At 73.4% G+C, this 15,225-nt stretch carries 12 protein-coding genes, 2 tRNA genes, 2 pseudogenes and 1 riboswitch; of the genes and pseudogenes, 10 read left to right on the plus strand and 6 right to left on the minus strand.

The features are described 5' to 3' along the window. Nucleotides 1-29: 29 nt before the first annotated feature. Nucleotides 30-2,141 (minus strand): asparagine synthase-related protein, encoded by a 2,112-nt coding sequence (locus NEH16_RS14925; protein WP_107426831.1) that lies wholly within the window; start codon nt 2,139-2,141, stop codon nt 30-32. Between the two features lie 1,269 nt (nt 2,142-3,410). On the opposite strand from NEH16_RS14925, the pseudogene NEH16_RS33680 reads away from it, so the two are divergent. From NEH16_RS33680 to NEH16_RS14945, 5 genes and pseudogenes are all read left to right on the plus strand, one after another. Further along, nucleotides 3,411-3,958, plus strand: a pseudogene (locus NEH16_RS33680) (sporulation protein); the annotation flags it as partial. Between the two features lie 111 nt (nt 3,959-4,069). Further along, nucleotides 4,070-4,987, plus strand: a pseudogene (locus NEH16_RS33685) (sporulation protein); the annotation flags it as partial. Between the two features lie 112 nt (nt 4,988-5,099). Continuing rightward, nucleotides 5,100-6,350: an L-2-hydroxyglutarate oxidase gene (gene lhgO / locus NEH16_RS14935; RefSeq protein WP_265542805.1), complete on the plus strand. Its 1,251-nt coding sequence runs from the start codon at nt 5,100-5,102 to the stop codon at nt 6,348-6,350. A gap of 94 nt (nt 6,351-6,444) precedes the next feature. After that, on the plus strand, nt 6,445-7,236 hold the full coding sequence (gene trmB / locus NEH16_RS14940) for a tRNA (guanosine(46)-N7)-methyltransferase TrmB (RefSeq protein ID WP_265542807.1): 792 nt from the start codon (nt 6,445-6,447) through the stop codon (nt 7,234-7,236). A 50-nt stretch (nt 7,237-7,286) separates the two neighbouring features. Then, a complete protein-coding gene (locus NEH16_RS14945; RefSeq protein WP_265542809.1) occupies nt 7,287-8,876 on the plus strand; it encodes a PrsW family glutamic-type intramembrane protease in 1,590 nt (529 codons plus the stop codon). Between the two features lie 3 nt (nt 8,877-8,879). Here NEH16_RS14945 and NEH16_RS14950 read toward each other — a convergent pair whose 3' ends face one another. The 4 genes from NEH16_RS14950 to NEH16_RS14965 form a co-directional block, all read right to left on the minus strand. Next, the gene (locus tag NEH16_RS14950) at nt 8,880-9,824 is read right to left on the minus strand and encodes an aldo/keto reductase (RefSeq protein ID WP_265542812.1); all 945 of its coding nucleotides are present in this window, start codon (nt 9,822-9,824) and stop codon (nt 8,880-8,882) included. Nucleotides 9,825-9,991: 167 nt separating this feature from the next. After that, complete coding sequence (locus NEH16_RS14955; RefSeq protein ID WP_265542814.1) at nt 9,992-11,161, minus strand: M23 family metallopeptidase; 1,170 nt, start codon at nt 11,159-11,161, stop codon at nt 9,992-9,994. An 11-nt stretch (nt 11,162-11,172) separates the two neighbouring features. Next, a riboswitch (cyclic di-AMP (ydaO/yuaA leader) is annotated at nt 11,173-11,326 on the minus strand. A gap of 208 nt (nt 11,327-11,534) precedes the next feature. Next, nucleotides 11,535-12,698: a PP2C family protein-serine/threonine phosphatase gene (locus NEH16_RS14960; protein WP_265542816.1), complete on the minus strand. Its 1,164-nt coding sequence runs from the start codon at nt 12,696-12,698 to the stop codon at nt 11,535-11,537. Between the two features lie 167 nt (nt 12,699-12,865). Next, nucleotides 12,866-12,939 (minus strand) — tRNA-Met (locus NEH16_RS14965). A 264-nt stretch (nt 12,940-13,203) separates the two neighbouring features. On the opposite strand from NEH16_RS14965, the gene NEH16_RS14970 reads away from it, so the two are divergent. The 5 genes from NEH16_RS14970 to NEH16_RS14990 all read left to right on the plus strand — a co-directional run bounded on the left by NEH16_RS14970 (nt 13,204) and on the right by NEH16_RS14990 (nt 15,053). Next, nucleotides 13,204-13,503, plus strand: coding sequence for a hypothetical protein (locus NEH16_RS14970; RefSeq protein WP_265542818.1), 300 nt, complete (start codon nt 13,204-13,206; stop codon nt 13,501-13,503). A 101-nt stretch (nt 13,504-13,604) separates the two neighbouring features. Then, on the plus strand, nt 13,605-14,015 hold the full coding sequence (locus NEH16_RS14975) for an SHOCT domain-containing protein (RefSeq protein WP_073966814.1): 411 nt from the start codon (nt 13,605-13,607) through the stop codon (nt 14,013-14,015). Nucleotides 14,016-14,101: 86 nt separating this feature from the next. Continuing rightward, nucleotides 14,102-14,359 (plus strand): hypothetical protein, encoded by a 258-nt coding sequence (locus NEH16_RS14980; RefSeq protein WP_265542820.1) that lies wholly within the window; start codon nt 14,102-14,104, stop codon nt 14,357-14,359. Further along, nucleotides 14,346-14,489, plus strand: a complete 144-nt coding sequence (locus NEH16_RS14985; RefSeq protein ID WP_265542822.1) for a hypothetical protein — start codon at nt 14,346-14,348, stop codon at nt 14,487-14,489. The genes NEH16_RS14980 and NEH16_RS14985 overlap by 14 nt, the downstream gene beginning before the upstream one ends. Before the next feature lie 24 nt (nt 14,490-14,513). Then, entirely contained in the window at nt 14,514-15,053 is a 540-nt protein-coding gene (locus tag NEH16_RS14990) for a glycosyltransferase family 2 protein (RefSeq protein ID WP_265542825.1), read from the plus strand. 86 nt (nt 15,054-15,139) lie between these two features. Here NEH16_RS14990 and NEH16_RS14995 read toward each other — a convergent pair. Continuing rightward, nucleotides 15,140-15,213, minus strand: a tRNA-Lys gene (locus NEH16_RS14995). Nucleotides 15,214-15,225 lie beyond the last annotated feature (12 nt).

Here is a 15,225-nt window from a genome sequence, read left to right on the forward strand (position 1 = left end):
CGGGGCCGTACCTCCGGCTGACTCGCCCCTCAGCCCTGAAGCGAGCGCCGGGCCGGGACCACACCCCCCGCCACCGCGCGCTGCCGGGGGGCCGCCGTGCCGGTCCAGCAGGTGCCGCGCCGGGAGACGAGGCGGCGCAGCCACAGCTCCGTGGAAGCCAGCTCGGCGAGGCCGTCCAGGGGCAGCGGCTCCCCCTCGGAGGCCGCGCGCAGGGCCTTCCGTACGACGCGGGCCTCCACCAGGCCGGCGTCGGCGAGCAGCGGGGCGTCGAAGAGCGCGATCAGCTCGGGCAGGGCGGCGCGCAGCCCGGTCCGGGTCACCGCCGTCGAGGTGTGCTGCGAGGGGGCGCCCCAGCCGGGAGGCAGTTCGTGGATGCCCGCGCCGGCCAGCACACGGCGCAGGATCGCCGCACGGGCGCCCGGCTGGACCCGCAGGGACTCCGGGAGCGCACGGGCCGCGCGTACGACCTGGTTGTCCAGGAAGGGGGCGTGCAACCGCTGGCTGCGGATCTCGGCGGCCTGCTCCAGAACGCGGTGGTCGGCGGCGCTGCGGGCGAGGGCGGCCCTCGCCCGGGCCTCGCCGGGGCGCTGGACCGAGGAGGGGCGGATCGCCGCCTCCTGAAGGCGAACCGATACTTCTGCCAGCGCCTCCCCGGTCAGCCACCGGGCGGCCGGGCCCGGTCTCGACCAGGCGAGCGCGGCGAGCGAGGCATCGGCCGGGGTGTCGAGGCCGGGCGCGAGGCGGTTGGCGTCGGGCAGCCGTCCGGCGGCCGTTTCGAGGCCGGTGCGGTACGACGTGCGGGCCAGCTTGCGGGCCGCCCGGTACACCGTCAGCGGCACGAACAGCGAGTGCGCGGAGGGGCCTTCGGCCTTGGCGAGGGCGGCCACCGGGCGCAGCAGGTGGCGGCGGCGCCGGTCCATCAGCAGGTCGGCGAGGCGGGCCGGGTGGGCGTCGAGCACCTGCCGGGCACCGGCGCCCACGAAGTGGTCGGCGCTGCCCGCGGAGAGCCGCCGCCGGTGCCGTTCGGCGAGGACGAGGGAGGGGGCCGGCTCGTCGGTGAGCGGTCCGGCCCCCAGCTCGGCGTAGGGCAGGGCCTCTTCGCCCGCCGCGACGACGACGTGGTGGAGCCGGGGGTTGGCCGCGATGGCGCGGGCGCGTTCCAGTTCGGGTTCGTGGGCGCGGGTCGTCAGGTCGTTGAAGGTGACGGCGAGCAGCCGCTCCCCCGCCCCGGTGCCGTGGCCCAGGATCGTGCCGGGCAGCCCGGGGAGACCGGCGGCGAGCAGGGCGAGGGTCGCGGAGGCGCTGCCCCCGGAGAGGTCGGCGCCGATGCCGGGCACGGGGGCGCCCCGGGCGGCTCGGCGTTCGGCCGGACCCATGCCGGGGACCGGGCCGGGGTCGGGCGGCAGGGTCTCCGGCGCGTGGCGCGGGGCCAGGAGCCGGGCGCGTACCGCTTCGACCAGGGCGTCGCGCACCCCGTCGACGGCGCTCACCGGGTCCAGCTCGGGCGCCGCGACGGCGAGGGAGGCCACCGCCTCGTAACCGGTGATCTCCCGCGAGCCCTCGCGCAGGATCAGGGCGTGCCCGGGCGGGATGCGCTTCACGCCCGCGTAGGGGGTGCCGTCGCGCAGCGCCTCCGGGGTCTCGGGGCAGGCCAGCAGGGCGGCCAGGTGGCCGATGTCGAGCTGGGCCTCGATGAGGTCGGCCAGCGGCAGCGCGGCGGTGGCGTATGCCGTGCCTCCTGCCCAGGGTGTGTAGAAGACCGGGCGGGCCCCGGCGAGGTCGCCGACGACGGTGATCCGGCGGCCGATCTGGACGACGACCGTGTAGCTGCCGGTCCACGCGGTGAGGTGGCGCAGGGCGCCGCCCCGGGCGGCGAGCAGGCCGACGCGCAGCTGTTCGTCGGTGGCCCCGCAGCAGCCGAGGACGGCGAGCCGGACCATCGGGGCACCCTCGGCGGTGTCCACCCGGACGGTGCGGATCTCGTCGGGCCGCCAGTCGCCGACCGCCCAGAGCGGATCGGGGTCGCCCCACAGGAGTTGGGAGCCCACGGGGTGCATCGTGCGCCCGTCGTCGCTGCCGCCGACCGCCCCGGCCGTGCCGAAGCTCGCGGCGATACTGCTCCAACCCACCAACCAACGCATCGCCGCCTCCACAGGCTGTGGACAAAAACGGCGCGGCAGGCAAGCAGCCGGAGAACTCCGGTGACGATCGGCGCCGTTGCGGACATGCTGCCACGACAACGGCGCGCAGGAGTGGCTACGGACGGCGCACGTCGTGAGCGCATGCGCCCCTGGCAAAGGCCCCGAGGCGGACATCGGGACGCGCACTCCGCGCAGCACTCGCGCGCGTCGCCCGAGAGGTCAACGGGATTGCGAATTCCGGGCGTTGCGTTCCCCGGTCCGGTCCCGCGCGAACGACCCGCTTCCGGCCAATCCCCGCAGCCGGATCCCAGGACGGCCGAACGGCTCGCGCCTCCCCAGGACCGGCCTCGTCCGACCGTCGACATCCGGCCAATCTCGGGGCGGAACGGAACCGTTGACCACATGATCCATTGGTCGTTTTACCCGTATTCGCCCACACTCGGCGCACGTCGGCCCGGTCAGCGCCTCCGCCCGGCCACGCACCCGCCGCACCGCCGGCCCGCCCCCGGGGCCCGCGGGAACACACGGCCCGGGAGGCGGGCCTCGCCCCCCGGACCGGTCCACCGCCTGCGGGGAATGAGGCGGCGATCTCCCCCAGCCCTCTGCGCCGGAACGCAGCGGGCCGATCCACGCAGCACCCATGCAAGCGCCGCCCCCGGGGACCGGGCCAGAGCGCACATGCGGGCGCACGGCCACACGCCGGGGTGCACGCGCGGAGCCCTCGGCGGACCCCGGCCGAACCGGGCCGGGGCGAGCGGGGCGACAGCGGGCATGTACACCCCGCGCGCCGGTCCGCGCTGGTCGGCGGGCGGGAAGAGCGGCGGGAGAAGCGGCGGAACGCCACCCGCACGCCGCCACCGCGAAGCGGAATCGCACACCCTCACCTACCGGCCCGCGCCCCGCCCCGGCGATCTCCACTCCCCCTCCCCGGCACCCCCGCCATTCCCCCGCTCTTCCTTTTCCCTTCCTCCGCCGCGTGTTCGCCTCCACCGTCCCGTACGCCTCTCCCGTCACCTTCCGCCCCACAGCACTCCGCGCGTGGCCGGGACGGACAACAATCCCGCCATACGGACGTCCGGCCCTTAACGGTAGGGATGCGACGAACTACGCTGGGTGCACTGATGTTCTCGACAGGGCGGCATATTCCCCGGGGCACGGCCAAATGCGTGTGCGGGCGGAGTGACAGGGTTCGTCCCTGGGGAGAACACGGTACGAATGCCGCGCGCCGAGTCGGTGACGCGGCTGCCGTCTGTGTGTCGAGGGGTGGCCATGTCCAGGGAGCAACGAGGACCGAACGAGAAGCTCGGCACCGTTCTCGCCCTCGCGGGAATCAGTAACGCCGGGCTCGCCCGGCGGGTCAACGACCTCGGGGCGCAGCGCGGACTGACCCTCCGCTACGACAAGACATCGGTCGCCCGGTGGGTCTCCAAGGGCATGGTGCCCCAGGGCGCCGCGCCCCATCTCATCGCCGCGGCGATCGGCGCCAAGCTGGGCCGGCCCGTCCCGCTGCACGAGATCGGGCTCGCCGACGCCGATCCGGCGCCGGAGGTCGGCCTGGCGTTCCCGCGTGACGTGGACGCGGCCGTCCGGTCCGCGACGGAGCTGTACCGGCTGGATCTGGCCGGGCGGCGCGCGGGCAGCGGCGGGATCTGGCAGTCGCTCGCGGGCTCGTTCTCGGTGAGCGCCTACGCCACCCCCGCGTCCCGCTGGCTGATATCCCCCGCCGACCCGTCGGTCGCACGGACTGCGGCCGCGGCCGGGGGCAGCCGCCCGGCGCGCACGGCGCACCGGGGGCGCACGGCCCGGCCGGCGCGCCCGCCCAGCCGGGCACACCCGCGTCACCGGCCCAGGCGACCGGCACGGCCACCGGCCACAGCCTGCTGATCCCGGCCCAGCCCGGCCCCGAATCCGGAGGCGATGCCTCCGCACTGCGCGTCGGCCACAGCGACGTCTCCAAACTCCGCGAGGCCGCCCAGGACGCGCGCCGCTGGGACTCCAAATACGGCGGCGGCGACTGGCGCTCCTCGATGGTCCCCGAGTGCTTACGTGTGGACGCGGCCCCGCTCCTGCTCGGCTCGTACAGCGACGAGGTCGGCCGTGCGCTGTTCGGCGCGGCGGCCGAGCTGACCCGGCTCGCCGGCTGGATGGCCTTCGACACCGGCCAGCAGGAAGCGGCCCAGCGGTATTACATCCAGGCGCTGCGGCTCGCGCGTGCGGCGGCCGACGTGCCGCTCGGCGGGTACGTCCTGGCGTCGATGTCGCTCCAGGCGACCTACCGCGGCTTCGCCGACGAGGGCGTCGACCTCGCGCAGGCCGCCGTCGAGCGCAACCGGGGCCTCGCGACCGCCCGCACGATGAGCTTCTTCCGCCTGGTCGAGGCCCGCGCGCACGCGAAGGCGAACGACGCGCCGGCCGCGGGGGCCGCGCTCAAGGCGTCCGAGAGCTGGCTCGAACGCTCCCGGGACGGCGACGCCGACCCGGCGTGGCTCGGCTTCTACTCGTACGACCGGTTCGCGGCCGACGCCGCCGAGTGCCATCTCGACCTGAAGGCGCCCCGCCAGGTCCGGCGCTTCACCGAGCAGGCGCTGTCCCGGCCCACCGAGGAGTTCGTCCGCTCGCACGGCCTGCGGCTCGTCGTGTCGGCGGTCGCCGAGCTGGAGTCGGGGAATCTGGATGCCGCCTGCGCGGCGGGCACCCGGGCCGTGGAGGTGGCGGGCCGCATTTCATCGGCTCGGACCACGGAGTACGTACGCGACCTGCTGCACCGCCTGGAACCGTACGGGGACGAGCCGCGCGTCGTGGAGCTGCGCGAGCGCGCCCGTCCTCTCCTGGTCGCCCCGGCATAGAAGTCACGACTTCGGCATGGAAGTGCCGCTTCCTGGGAACCGCCACGCTGACCGCACGCGTTTGAGTGCGTTGTCAGTGGGTCAGTGCACTATCGGGGTGGGAGGTGGCGTGATGATGACGCACGCGGCGTACGACTGCGATGTGCTGGTGATCGGCGGCGGGATCGTCGGCCTGTCGGCCGCGTACGCGCTCACGCGCACCGCGCCGGGCACCCGCGTGACCGTGCTGGAGAAGGAGCGGGGCCCGGCGCGCCACCAGACGGGGCGCAACAGCGGGGTGATCCACAGCGGGATCTACTACCCGCCGGGCTCGCTCAAGGCGCGGTACGCGCTGCGCGGCAGCGCCGAGATGACCGACTTCTGCCGGGAGCACTCCATCCCCCACGCGGTGACCGGCAAGCTGATCGTCGCCACGGACCGCGCCGAGCTGCCCCGGCTGCACGCCCTGGTCCAGCGCGGCCGCGAGCACGGGCTGCCGGTGCGCGAGCTGGGGCCCGCGCAGATCGCCGAGTACGAGCCGAAGGTGCGGGGCCTGGCCGCGATCAGGGTCGGCACGACGGGCGTGTGCGACTTCCGGGCGGTCGCCGGGCGCCTCGCCGACGAGGTGCGCGGCGCGGGCGGCGTGATCCGTTTCGGCGCCGAGGTCACGGCGATCGACCGCCGCCCCTGGGGTGTGGCCGTGCGCACGGCCGACGGACTGGTGGTCCGGGCCAGGGTGCTCGTCAACTGCGCCGGGCTGCACTGCGACCGGATCGCCCGGCTGGCCGGCGACGACCCGGGGATGCGGATCGTGCCGTTCCGGGGCGAGTACTACGAGCTGGCGCGCCCCGAGCTGGTGCGCGGGCTCGTCTATCCGGTGCCCGACCCGGCGTTCCCGTTCCTCGGCGTCCATCTGACCCGGGGCTTCGACGGCTCGGTCCACGTCGGCCCCAACGCGGTGCCCGCCGCCGCCCGCGAGGGCTACGGCTGGCCCGTCGTCCGGCCCCGCGAGCTGATGGACACGCTCAGCTGGCCGGGCTCGTGGCGCATCGCCCGCAGACACTGGCGGTACGGGGCGGGCGAGGTGCACCGCTCCCTCTCGAAGCACGCGTTCACGGAGGCGGTCCGCCGCCTCCTGCCCGAGGTCACGGAGGAGGACCTGCTTCCTTCGCCGGCCGGGGTCCGCGCCCAGGCCGTGCTGCGGGACGGCACCTTGGTGGACGACTTCCTGATCCGCGAGGCCCCGCACACGGTGCATGTGCTGAATGCCCCGTCGCCCGCCGCCACCGCCTCGCTGCCCATCGGCCGCGAGGTGGCCCGCCGCGCCCTGCTCCGGGCCCGGGCGGCCGGCTGGAAGCCACCGGAGCGGGCGGCGGCGGGGTGACCCCCGCGCCCGCCGCCGTGGGACGCCAGGCCCCGTAGAATCAGGGCATTGTGTCTGAGCCCAAGAACCCTCCCGCCCGACGCCCGACGGCACCGTGCCCACCACCGCCGGAATCCCCGACGACGTGCGGGCCGCGTCCCTGGAGCGCGCGCGCCGGATGCGCCAGCAGCCCCGCTTCCCCGGCGGCCCCGCGGCCGACCCGGCCGGCTCGCACCACGAGCGCCGCATCCGCAGCTTCCAGCCGCGCCGCAGCCGGGTCACGCCCGGCCAGCAGAACGCCCTGGAACGGCTCTGGCCCAAGTGGGGCCTGGACATCGACGGGCTGAGCGTCCTCGACCTGCCCGCCCTGTTCGACGGGCTCCCGGTGGTCCTGGAGATCGGCTTCGGCATGGGTGAGGCCACCGCGCAGATGGCGGCCGACGATCCGGGGACCGGCATCCTCGCCGTCGACGTGCACACGCCCGGCCAGGGCAACCTGCTCGGCCTCGCCGACCGGAACGGCTCGACCAACGTCCGGGTCGCCAACGGTGACGCGATCATCCTGCTGCGCGAGATGCTGGAGCCGGATTCGCTGGACGGGCTGCGGGTCTACTTCCCCGACCCCTGGCCCAAGTCCCGCCACCACAAGCGCCGACTGATCCAGCCGGAGTTCCTGGACCTGGTGGCGGGCCCGCTGAAGTCCGGGGCGATCGTGCACTGCGCGACCGACTGGGAGCCGTACGCCGAGCAGATGCTCGAGGTGCTGACCGCGCACCCCCTCTTCGAGAACACGGTGGCCGACGGCGGATACGCCCCGCGCCCCGCGTTCCGCCCGCGGACCCGGTTCGAGGGCCAGGGCCTGGGGAAGGGCCATGTGGTGCACGACCTGCTCTTCGCGCGCGTCTGAGCCCGACGGGCACCATGGCCGTTGTCGGACCCGCTCGTTAGGGTCGAGGGGTGTCCGACGGGTCTGTTCAGCGACAACGGCAGGATCAGCCGGCCGTCCCGGTGCTCCAGGAGCAGCGGGTCGGCGAGATCCTGGCCGCCGTTCCGGCGCGGGCCCAGTGGCGCTACCGGCCGCGCCGCGTCGGCACGCTCTGGCGGAACCGGACGTTCCGAGTGGTCGCCGTCTTCACGGTGCTGGCGCTCTGCGGGGTGGTGATCCTCGCCCTGGTCCGCGATCAGACCGGCACCGAGGGCTTCCTCGTCGGCCTGGGTCTGGCCGTCCTGCCCGTCCCGGTGCTGATGACCGCCTTCCGCTGGCTGGACCGGGTTGAGCCGACCCCGTGGCGGAATCTGCTGTTCGCCTTCGCCTGGGGCGCGTGCGCGGCGGCCCTGGTCGCCATCCTCGCCAACTCGTTCGCCACCCGGTGGATAGCCGGCAGCGATCCGGGGAACGCCGACACCCTCGGCGCCACCGTCATCGCACCGGTGGTCGAGGAGAGCGCCAAGGCGGCGGCCGTCCTGCTGCTCTTCCTCTTCCGCAGGCGGGAGTTCACCGGGATCGTGGACGGAGCCGTCGCCGCCGGCTTCACCGCGACGGGGTTCGCCTTCACCGAGAACATCCTCTACCTGGGCAACGCCTTCGGCGAGGACCAGCAGATGGACTCCGGCTTCGCGGCGGTGACCGTGATGACGTTCCTGGTCCGGGCCGTGATGACGCCCTTCGCCCACCCGCTCTTCACCGTCCTGACCGGCATCGGCCTCGGGATCGCCGCGAGCAGCGCGCCCGGCCGCCGGGTGCGGCTCATCGCCGTCCCGCTGCTCGGCCTGGTCCTCGCGATGGGCATGCACGCCCTGTGGAACGGCTCGGCGACCTTCGGCCGGTACGGCTTCTACATCGTGTACGGGGCGTTCATGGTCCCGGTCTTCTCCCTGGTGACCTGGCAGGTGGTCCGGGCCCGCCGCAAGGAGCTGCGCTCCCTGGCCGTCGAGCTCCCCGCGTACGCCGAGGCCGGCTGGCTCACCCCCGACGAGCCCCGTGCCCTCGCCTCCATGCGGGCCCGCGCCCTCGCCAGGAACGCGGCCCGCCGGAGGTACGCGGTGAGCGCCCTCGGCCATCCGTACCACCCGGACTACGCGAGGGTCCGCGCCAAGGAGGCGAAGGAGCGCGGCAGGGCGGCGGCGCGTGCGGTCGCCGAGTACGAGGCGTTCGCGACGTCCCTCGCCTCCCTGCGCCGGCAGGCCGGGCGGGGCAGGGCAGACCCGGACTTCGCCGCGCGCGAGCTGGAGCTGCTGCACCACCTCTGGCAGCGCCGCGAGATCGCGGGCCCCGCCCTCGCGTACGCGGCCCGGGCCACGCACCGGCGGCCGCCGGGCTACACGGCCGCCTGGCCGCCCCGACAGCCGTACGCGGCCGGGCCCAGGCCGTACGCGGGCGGGCCGACCCCGTACGCGTACGGCAACCCGGCCCCGTACAACGGCAATCCGAACCCGTACGGCAGCCCGGGCCCGTACGGCAGCGCGAACCCGTACAGCAGCCCGCCCCCGTACCCGACGACGCAGCCCTACGGTCAACAGCCCTACACCGGCGGGCCGCCGGCCTGACGCCTACGCGGAAGCCGCCGTCAGCGCCGACAGCTCCTCGTCCGTCAGCCGGAGCCCGGCGACCGCCAGCAGGGCGGGCAGCTGGTCGACCGTGCGGGCGGAGGCGATCGGCGCGGCCACCGTCGGGCGGGAGGCGAGCCAGGCCAGGGCCACCGTCGCGATCTCGGCGTCCCGGTCCCGCGCCACCGTGTCGAGCGCGGCGAGCACCCGCCGGCCGCGCTCGGACTCCAGGTGGCCGGCCGCGCTCCCGGCGCGGGCGCTGTCCACCGTCGCCCCCGGGCGGTACTTGCCGGTGAGGAAGCCGGAGGCCAGCGCGTAATACGGGACAGCGGCGAGCCCGGCACCGGCGGCGGTGTCCTGGAGTTCGCCCTCATAGGTGTCCCGGGAGACGAGGTTGTAGTGCGGCTGGAGCGCCACATAGCGGGCCAGACCCTCGCGTTCGGAGAATTCCAGCGAGGCGCGCAGTCGCGCGGCGCTGATGTTGGAGGCGGCGATCTCGCGGACCTTGCCCTCCTTCACCAGCTCGTCGAGGGCGGTGATGATCTCCTCGACCGGGACGGTCTCGTCGTCGAAGTGCGTGTAGTACAGGTCGATGTGGTCCGTGCCGAGCCGGCGCAGCGACTCCTCGGCGGCCGACTTGATCGTGGGCGCCGAGAGGCCCTTGTAGCCGGGGAGGGCACCGACCTTGGTGGCCACCACGACATCGGACCGGTTGCCGCGCGAGGCGAGCCACTTGCCGATGACCGTCTCGGACTCGCCGCCCTCGTTGCCGGGGACCCAGTGCGAGTAGGCGTCGGCGGTGTCCACGAAGTTGCCGCCGGCCGCCGCGTACGCGTCGAGAACGGCGAAGGACTGGTCCTCGTCAGCGGTCCAGCCGAAGACGTTTCCACCGAGGCAGAGCGGGAAGACCTGGAGGCCCGACGGGCCGAGATTGCGCAGTGAAGTCATAGGTGGAACAACAGCTTCCGGGCCACCCGCTATTCCGTGCCACCTACATCCGGCAGGCTGCCGCCGCACGCGAACCGGCAGCCCTGACGTCGGGGGGTGTGCGTCAGGGCTGCCGGGGTTCGTAAGGCCGCGTACGGGGAAGGGCCGCGGCGTCGGAGGAGGAGACCTCAGACGGTCAGGCCGCGGGCGCGCAGCCAGTCCATCGGGTCGATACCGGTGCCGTCCGGGGTGTGGACCTCCAGGTGGAGGTGCGGACCGGTCACGTTGCCGGTCGCACCGACGCGGCCGATGGTGTCGCCGGTGGTGACCTTCTGGCCGACCGTGACGCCGATCGAGGACTGGTGGCAGAACCACAGCTCGGTGCCGTCCTCCAGCTCCAGCACCGTGCGGTAGCCGTAGGCGCCGGACCAGCCGGCCGACTTGATGGTGCCGGTGTGGATGGCCTTGATCGGGGTGCCGGTCGGGGCCGCGAAGTCGAGGCCCGTGTGGTAGCCGGAGGACCACATCGAGCCGGCCTCGCCGAACGTCGAGGTGATCGTGTACGAGGAGGTGGGGATCGCGTAGCCGGCGGCGAGCTTGGCCAGGCGCAGGGCCTCGGCCTTCTTCTTCGCCGCCTCCTCCGCCTTCTTCTTCTCGGCGGCGGCCTTGGCCTCGGCCTCGTCCTGCTGCTTCTTCGCCTCGGCGGCCGCCTTCTCGGCAGCGGCCTTCTCCTCGGCCGCCTTCGCCTCGGCGTCGGCGGCGCCCTGCTGCTGCTCGGCCTGCTGGAGGATGCGGGCGCGCAGCGCCTCACCGGCGTCCGTGGTGCCCTGCTCGGCCTCGGCGGTGGTGATGCCGGCGGTGGTCAGCGGGGCTGCGGCGGTCGCGGTGGCGGGGGCTTCGGCCCGGCTCTCGCCGGAGAACAACGCACCCACGCCGGGGAGGGACTTGGCGTCGGGGAGATTGTCCGCGAGGGAATCGGGAAGAGAGATGGAGACCGGCGGTTTGCTCTGCGCGGTGGCCATGCCGCCCGCGCCGACGGCCGCGATGACACCGACGCCGAGGACGGTGGAGCTACGGGCCAGACCATTGCGCTGCTTGGCGACACGGTGCTTGCCGCGGACGGGGCGGACAGACTCCTCGGTGGGGTTCCATTCCTCCCAGGTCCGCTCGGAGTCGGCGTCGTCGGCGCGGAAGCCGCTGCCGAAACCGGCGCCGGTGGCGAAGGCGTTGCCCCGATCGGTCGCGTAGTCGCCGCCCTGTTCCGGGAGGTGGGCGGTGCCGGGGCCGGACGCGAAGTCGGCGCCGTACTCGGGCACGAACCGGGAAGGTGATTCGGGGGCAGGCTTGTTGGACGCCACGCGGGCGCACTCCTTTCCTTCCTTCTCGCCTACCGGGTTAGCTGACGGGTTCGGAGCAGGAAGGTCTCCTACGGGTTCCTCCGCCTCTTGTGAAGACGAAGACGCCCGATTCACCCCATGTAGGTGGTTCCCCGGTTCCCTTGCGGAATTCGGCGCACGCGCGCGGCGCCGTCCTGACGACGGCTGGGACAACCGCGCTGCGTTATCGAACGTTAATAGACAGACGCCTCCGATTCCAAGCCGTTCCCCCGATCGTTCACGCGCCCGGCCTGGACTTACGCGACACAAACGGGTGGAATCGGGCGACTTGATCGGCGCTCAGCCACTACGCGTTTTCTGACGTTGCGTCAACTGTTATGCGGAGCGGCGCCCCTCAATCACTGAGCGTGGCACCCCGCTTGACGATCTTCACCGTCCTGCGCCGGTCGGGCTGCCCCCTCGCCGGCCGGGCCACCGCGAGCAGCGCCATGTCGTCCGTCGACTCGCCCCCCGTATGCAGCCGGACGTCGTCGGTCAGCGCGGACAGCAGCTCCTCCGGGCCCGGGAAGAGCCGCCCGCTCAGCCGCTCCGCGGGGTCGTAGAAGACGCCGTCGGCGTCACGGGCCTCCGACAGGCCGTCCGTGTAGAACAGCAGCGTCCCGCCGGCCGGCAGCTCCCACTCGTCCGAGCGGTCCGGCCGCACCCCCAGGTCCATGCCCAGCGGAAGCGCGGGCTCCGAGGGCGTCAACGCCTCCACCGCCCCGTCCCCGTGCAGCAGCAGCGGGTCCGGGTGGCCGCGGTTCACCATCCGTACGCGCTCCGCGCCCGGCGGGATCTCCGCGAGCACGGCGGTCACGAACCCCTCGAACGCGTCCAGATTGCTCCGCCGCACCGACTCACGCGCCAGTGCGCGCTCCAGCCGCTGCGCCACGCCCTCCAGCGACTTCTCCTGCTCGGCCGCCTCCCGGAACGCCCCGATCACCACCGCCACCGCGCCGACCGCCTCCAGCCCCTTGCCGCGCACATCGCCCAGCACCAGCCGTACGCCGTACGGAGTGTCGGCGGCCGCGAAGAGGTCTCCCCCGACGAACTCGTCGGCCTGCGCCGCCTCGTACCGCGCGGCCACCTGGAGCCCGCCGATCCGCTCGGGCGGGGTGGGCAGCACGGCCCGCATGGCCGTCTCGGCGATGATCCGGGCGGAGGCCAGCTGCTCGTTCCCGCGCCGCACGACGCGGTTGATCACACACGCCTGGACGGCGACCGTGAGCACGGTGAGCATCTCGATGAACGAGACCACCTCGACCAGGTCGCCGGTGTAGAGCCGGATGCCCGCGAGGGCGAGCACCGCGGCGATCCCGATCCGAATCGTGGTGCCCAGGCCGAAGAAGGGCGCCGCGATCAGCGGGGCGGCAGCGAATATCGGGACGGCCGTGAAGGAGGGCGGCGTGAAGAGGTCGAACACCACCCCCACGACGATCATCGCCACCGGCAGCACCCGGACGAACCGGCGGCCCCGTGCGCCGTCGGGCCCTCGCCACCGTCGCGTCCACTTCCCCACCTGCGGTCTCCTGCCCGGTGCAGCCGCGGCCGGTACCGCGCATCTCCCCCAGCCTCGCGCCCGCCCGGCCGGCGGGCGACTCCTCGACCGCCGATGGGGCGAACGCGTGTACGTCGGCAACGCATCAGGCCCGGCACGCTGTCTGCGTACCGGGCCTGATCCTTCAGTAGCGGGGACAGGATTTGAACCTGCGACCTCTGGGTTATGAGCCCAGCGAGCTACCGAGCTGCTCCACCCCGCGTCGGTGAACCCAACTCTACGTCATATTCGGGGCTCTCATGACCACCCGCCCCGGGCGCAGCGACGGCCCGGGCGACGGCCGACCTCGATCCGCACGCCAACGTGCGGAAAACGAGAAGGTGTTGCGGGGAACATGTGTTCTGGCGCAAGGTATCTGCTGCACCCCCCGGCTCGGTGGGCTGCCCGTGTGAGCAGGCCCCCGACCGCGCATGCCGGAGCGCCGCTCCCGGTCTCTGATCGCAGCCTCCCTGGAGGGCTCTCGACCATGGCCGCACCGCTCGCCGCCTCCGATCGCACCCCCGGCCCCTCGACCGCCCCGCCGTCACCCGTACGCGCTGCCGCCAGGAGCGGCCTCATCGGCGGCGTGATGGGCGCGGCGATGAGCGCGGCAGTGAACTACCTGGCGATCGGCCTCCCGGGCAGCGCGTCCGTCAACGCGGTGAACCACGCGATATCGGGCCTGATCAGCGGATTCCTCGCCGGCTTCATCGGCATCATGGCCCACAGCAGGAAGACGTCCGCGGCCTCGGCCACCGCCGCCGACGCTTCCGAGCCGAAGAAATAGCCGCCCCGCTCCACAGCGCACTCCCTCCAACGGGCGCACGGACCCATATGGCGATATGACTGATTTCAGACTCAGCCATTTCGAGGCTCCGGGAGTGGACGATGGACGACTATCCCCTGCTCAACCTGTTCTGGACGATGCTCTGGTTCTTCCTCTGGATCATGTGGCTCTTCCTCCTCTTCCGGGTCATCATGGACATCTTCCGCAGCGATGACCTGAGCGGCTGGGGCAAGGCCGGCTGGCTGATCCTGGCTCTGGTGCTGCCCTATGTGGGCGTGCTGGTCTACGTGATCGCTCGCGGCAAGTCCATGGGCAAGCGTGACGTCCAGGAGGCGAAGGAACGTGACGCCGCCTTCAAGGCGTACATCAGGGACGCGGCGGGTACGGAGGGCGGCGGCAGCCACAAGAGCGGCGGCCATGTCGAGGACCTGTCGAAGCTCGCCGACCTCAAGGACAAGGGCGCGATCACCGAGGAGGAGTACCAGCGGGCGAAGTCGAAGCTCCTGGTCTGACGGCTCCTCCGCGCCGGTGCCGGCCCTTCCGGGGGTCGGCACCGGCGTATCTCCACCACCCGGCGCAGTCGATCAGGGAGCGGGTCATGGGATCACGGCAGAGCCCTCCACCGGTCACCTTCCGGCCGGCCCGGCCCGCCTCCCGGGCCCGCACGACGGCCGCCGTCTTGCTGGGCTCGGCGGTGTGGATCGCCGCGGGGTGGATCGGCGTCGTGCTGCTGGGACACACCTACATCCTGTGGCGCCTGGCCGTCGTCACCGGCGCGTCCTGCGTGTTCTTCGCACTCGCGCCGGCCTGGGCCGTCGCCGTCAGACGCGGGGAGGAGCGCCGTGCGCCCGATTGACCTCCTGCTCGTCTTCCTCGCCTTCTACCCGGTCGTCACCGGGGCCGCGTGGATGGCGGGCGGAGTGATCTTCCGGCTGCTGGAGGAGAAGCCCGCCCCTCCGCCCCGCCCGGCGGATGGCCCGCCGTGACCGTCCTCGTACCGGCCTACCCATGTGCACCCGGCCGCCGTCCGGTACCTGGTCGTCCGCATGCTGCGTTCCCCGCGCTACGCCGCGATCGCGGGCAGCCCACGCGTCACCAACCGGCGCGGCCTGATCACCGTGATGCAGATGCTGGAGACCGCCTCCCTGATCGGCCTGATGCGCCGCACCCACGCGCTGGCCGGTCGGGTCGGGACCGTGGCCGGGGTGCTGGGGCTGTTCCGCCGCGACGCCGTCCTCGCCGTGGGCGGCTACGACGCCACGATGGCCACCGAGGACATCGAACTCACCTGGCGCCTGCTCCAGGCCGGCCACCTCACCGGCTTCGCGCCCAACGCCCTGGTCGGCATGCAGGTCCCGCAGAACCTCCGCACCCTGGTCGACCTGCGCCTGGACCGCCAACTCCCCCTGGCCTGCCTGCCGCTGCCGGTCTACCCGCTGGCGTACTGGACCCTCAACGCCTGCGCCGCCCTCACCTCCCAGGCCCGGGGCCTGATCGGCGGCCCGCGCAAGAAGCGCGTGGTCTGGGACATCGAACGCACCGACGGCTGAACGGGCACGACAAGGGCCCCGGCCCGAACACCCCGGCCGGGGCCCTTCCCACGGGCCGAAGGGTTCACACCCTTCCCCGCAACACGTAGGCCGTGTGGGACTCGAACCCACAACCAACGGATTAAAAGTCCGCTGCTCTGACCAATTGAGCTAACGGCCCTCGCTACATCAC

Origin of the sequence: Streptomyces drozdowiczii, assembly GCF_026167665.1 — a bacterium.
Lineage (GTDB): Bacteria > Actinomycetota > Actinomycetes > Streptomycetales > Streptomycetaceae > Streptomyces > Streptomyces drozdowiczii_A.

Bases quoted from the DNA above. Each gene is read 5' to 3' on its own strand.
- NEH16_RS14970 (WP_265542818.1), top strand. From the start codon at position 13,204: ATGGCCGCACCGCTCGCCGCCTCCGATCGCACCCCCGGCCCCTCGACC.
- NEH16_RS14980 (WP_265542820.1), top strand. From the start codon at position 14,102: ATGGGATCACGGCAGAGCCCTCCACCGGTCACCTTCCGGCCGGCCCGG.
- NEH16_RS14975 (WP_073966814.1), top strand. From the start codon at position 13,605: ATGGACGACTATCCCCTGCTCAACCTGTTCTGGACGATGCTCTGGTTC.
- lhgO (WP_265542805.1), top strand. From the start codon at position 5,100: ATGATGACGCACGCGGCGTACGACTGCGATGTGCTGGTGATCGGCGGC.
- NEH16_RS14925 (WP_107426831.1), bottom strand. From the start codon at position 2,141: ATGCGTTGGTTGGTGGGTTGGAGCAGTATCGCCGCGAGCTTCGGCACG.
- NEH16_RS14950 (WP_265542812.1), bottom strand. From the start codon at position 9,824: ATGACTTCACTGCGCAATCTCGGCCCGTCGGGCCTCCAGGTCTTCCCG.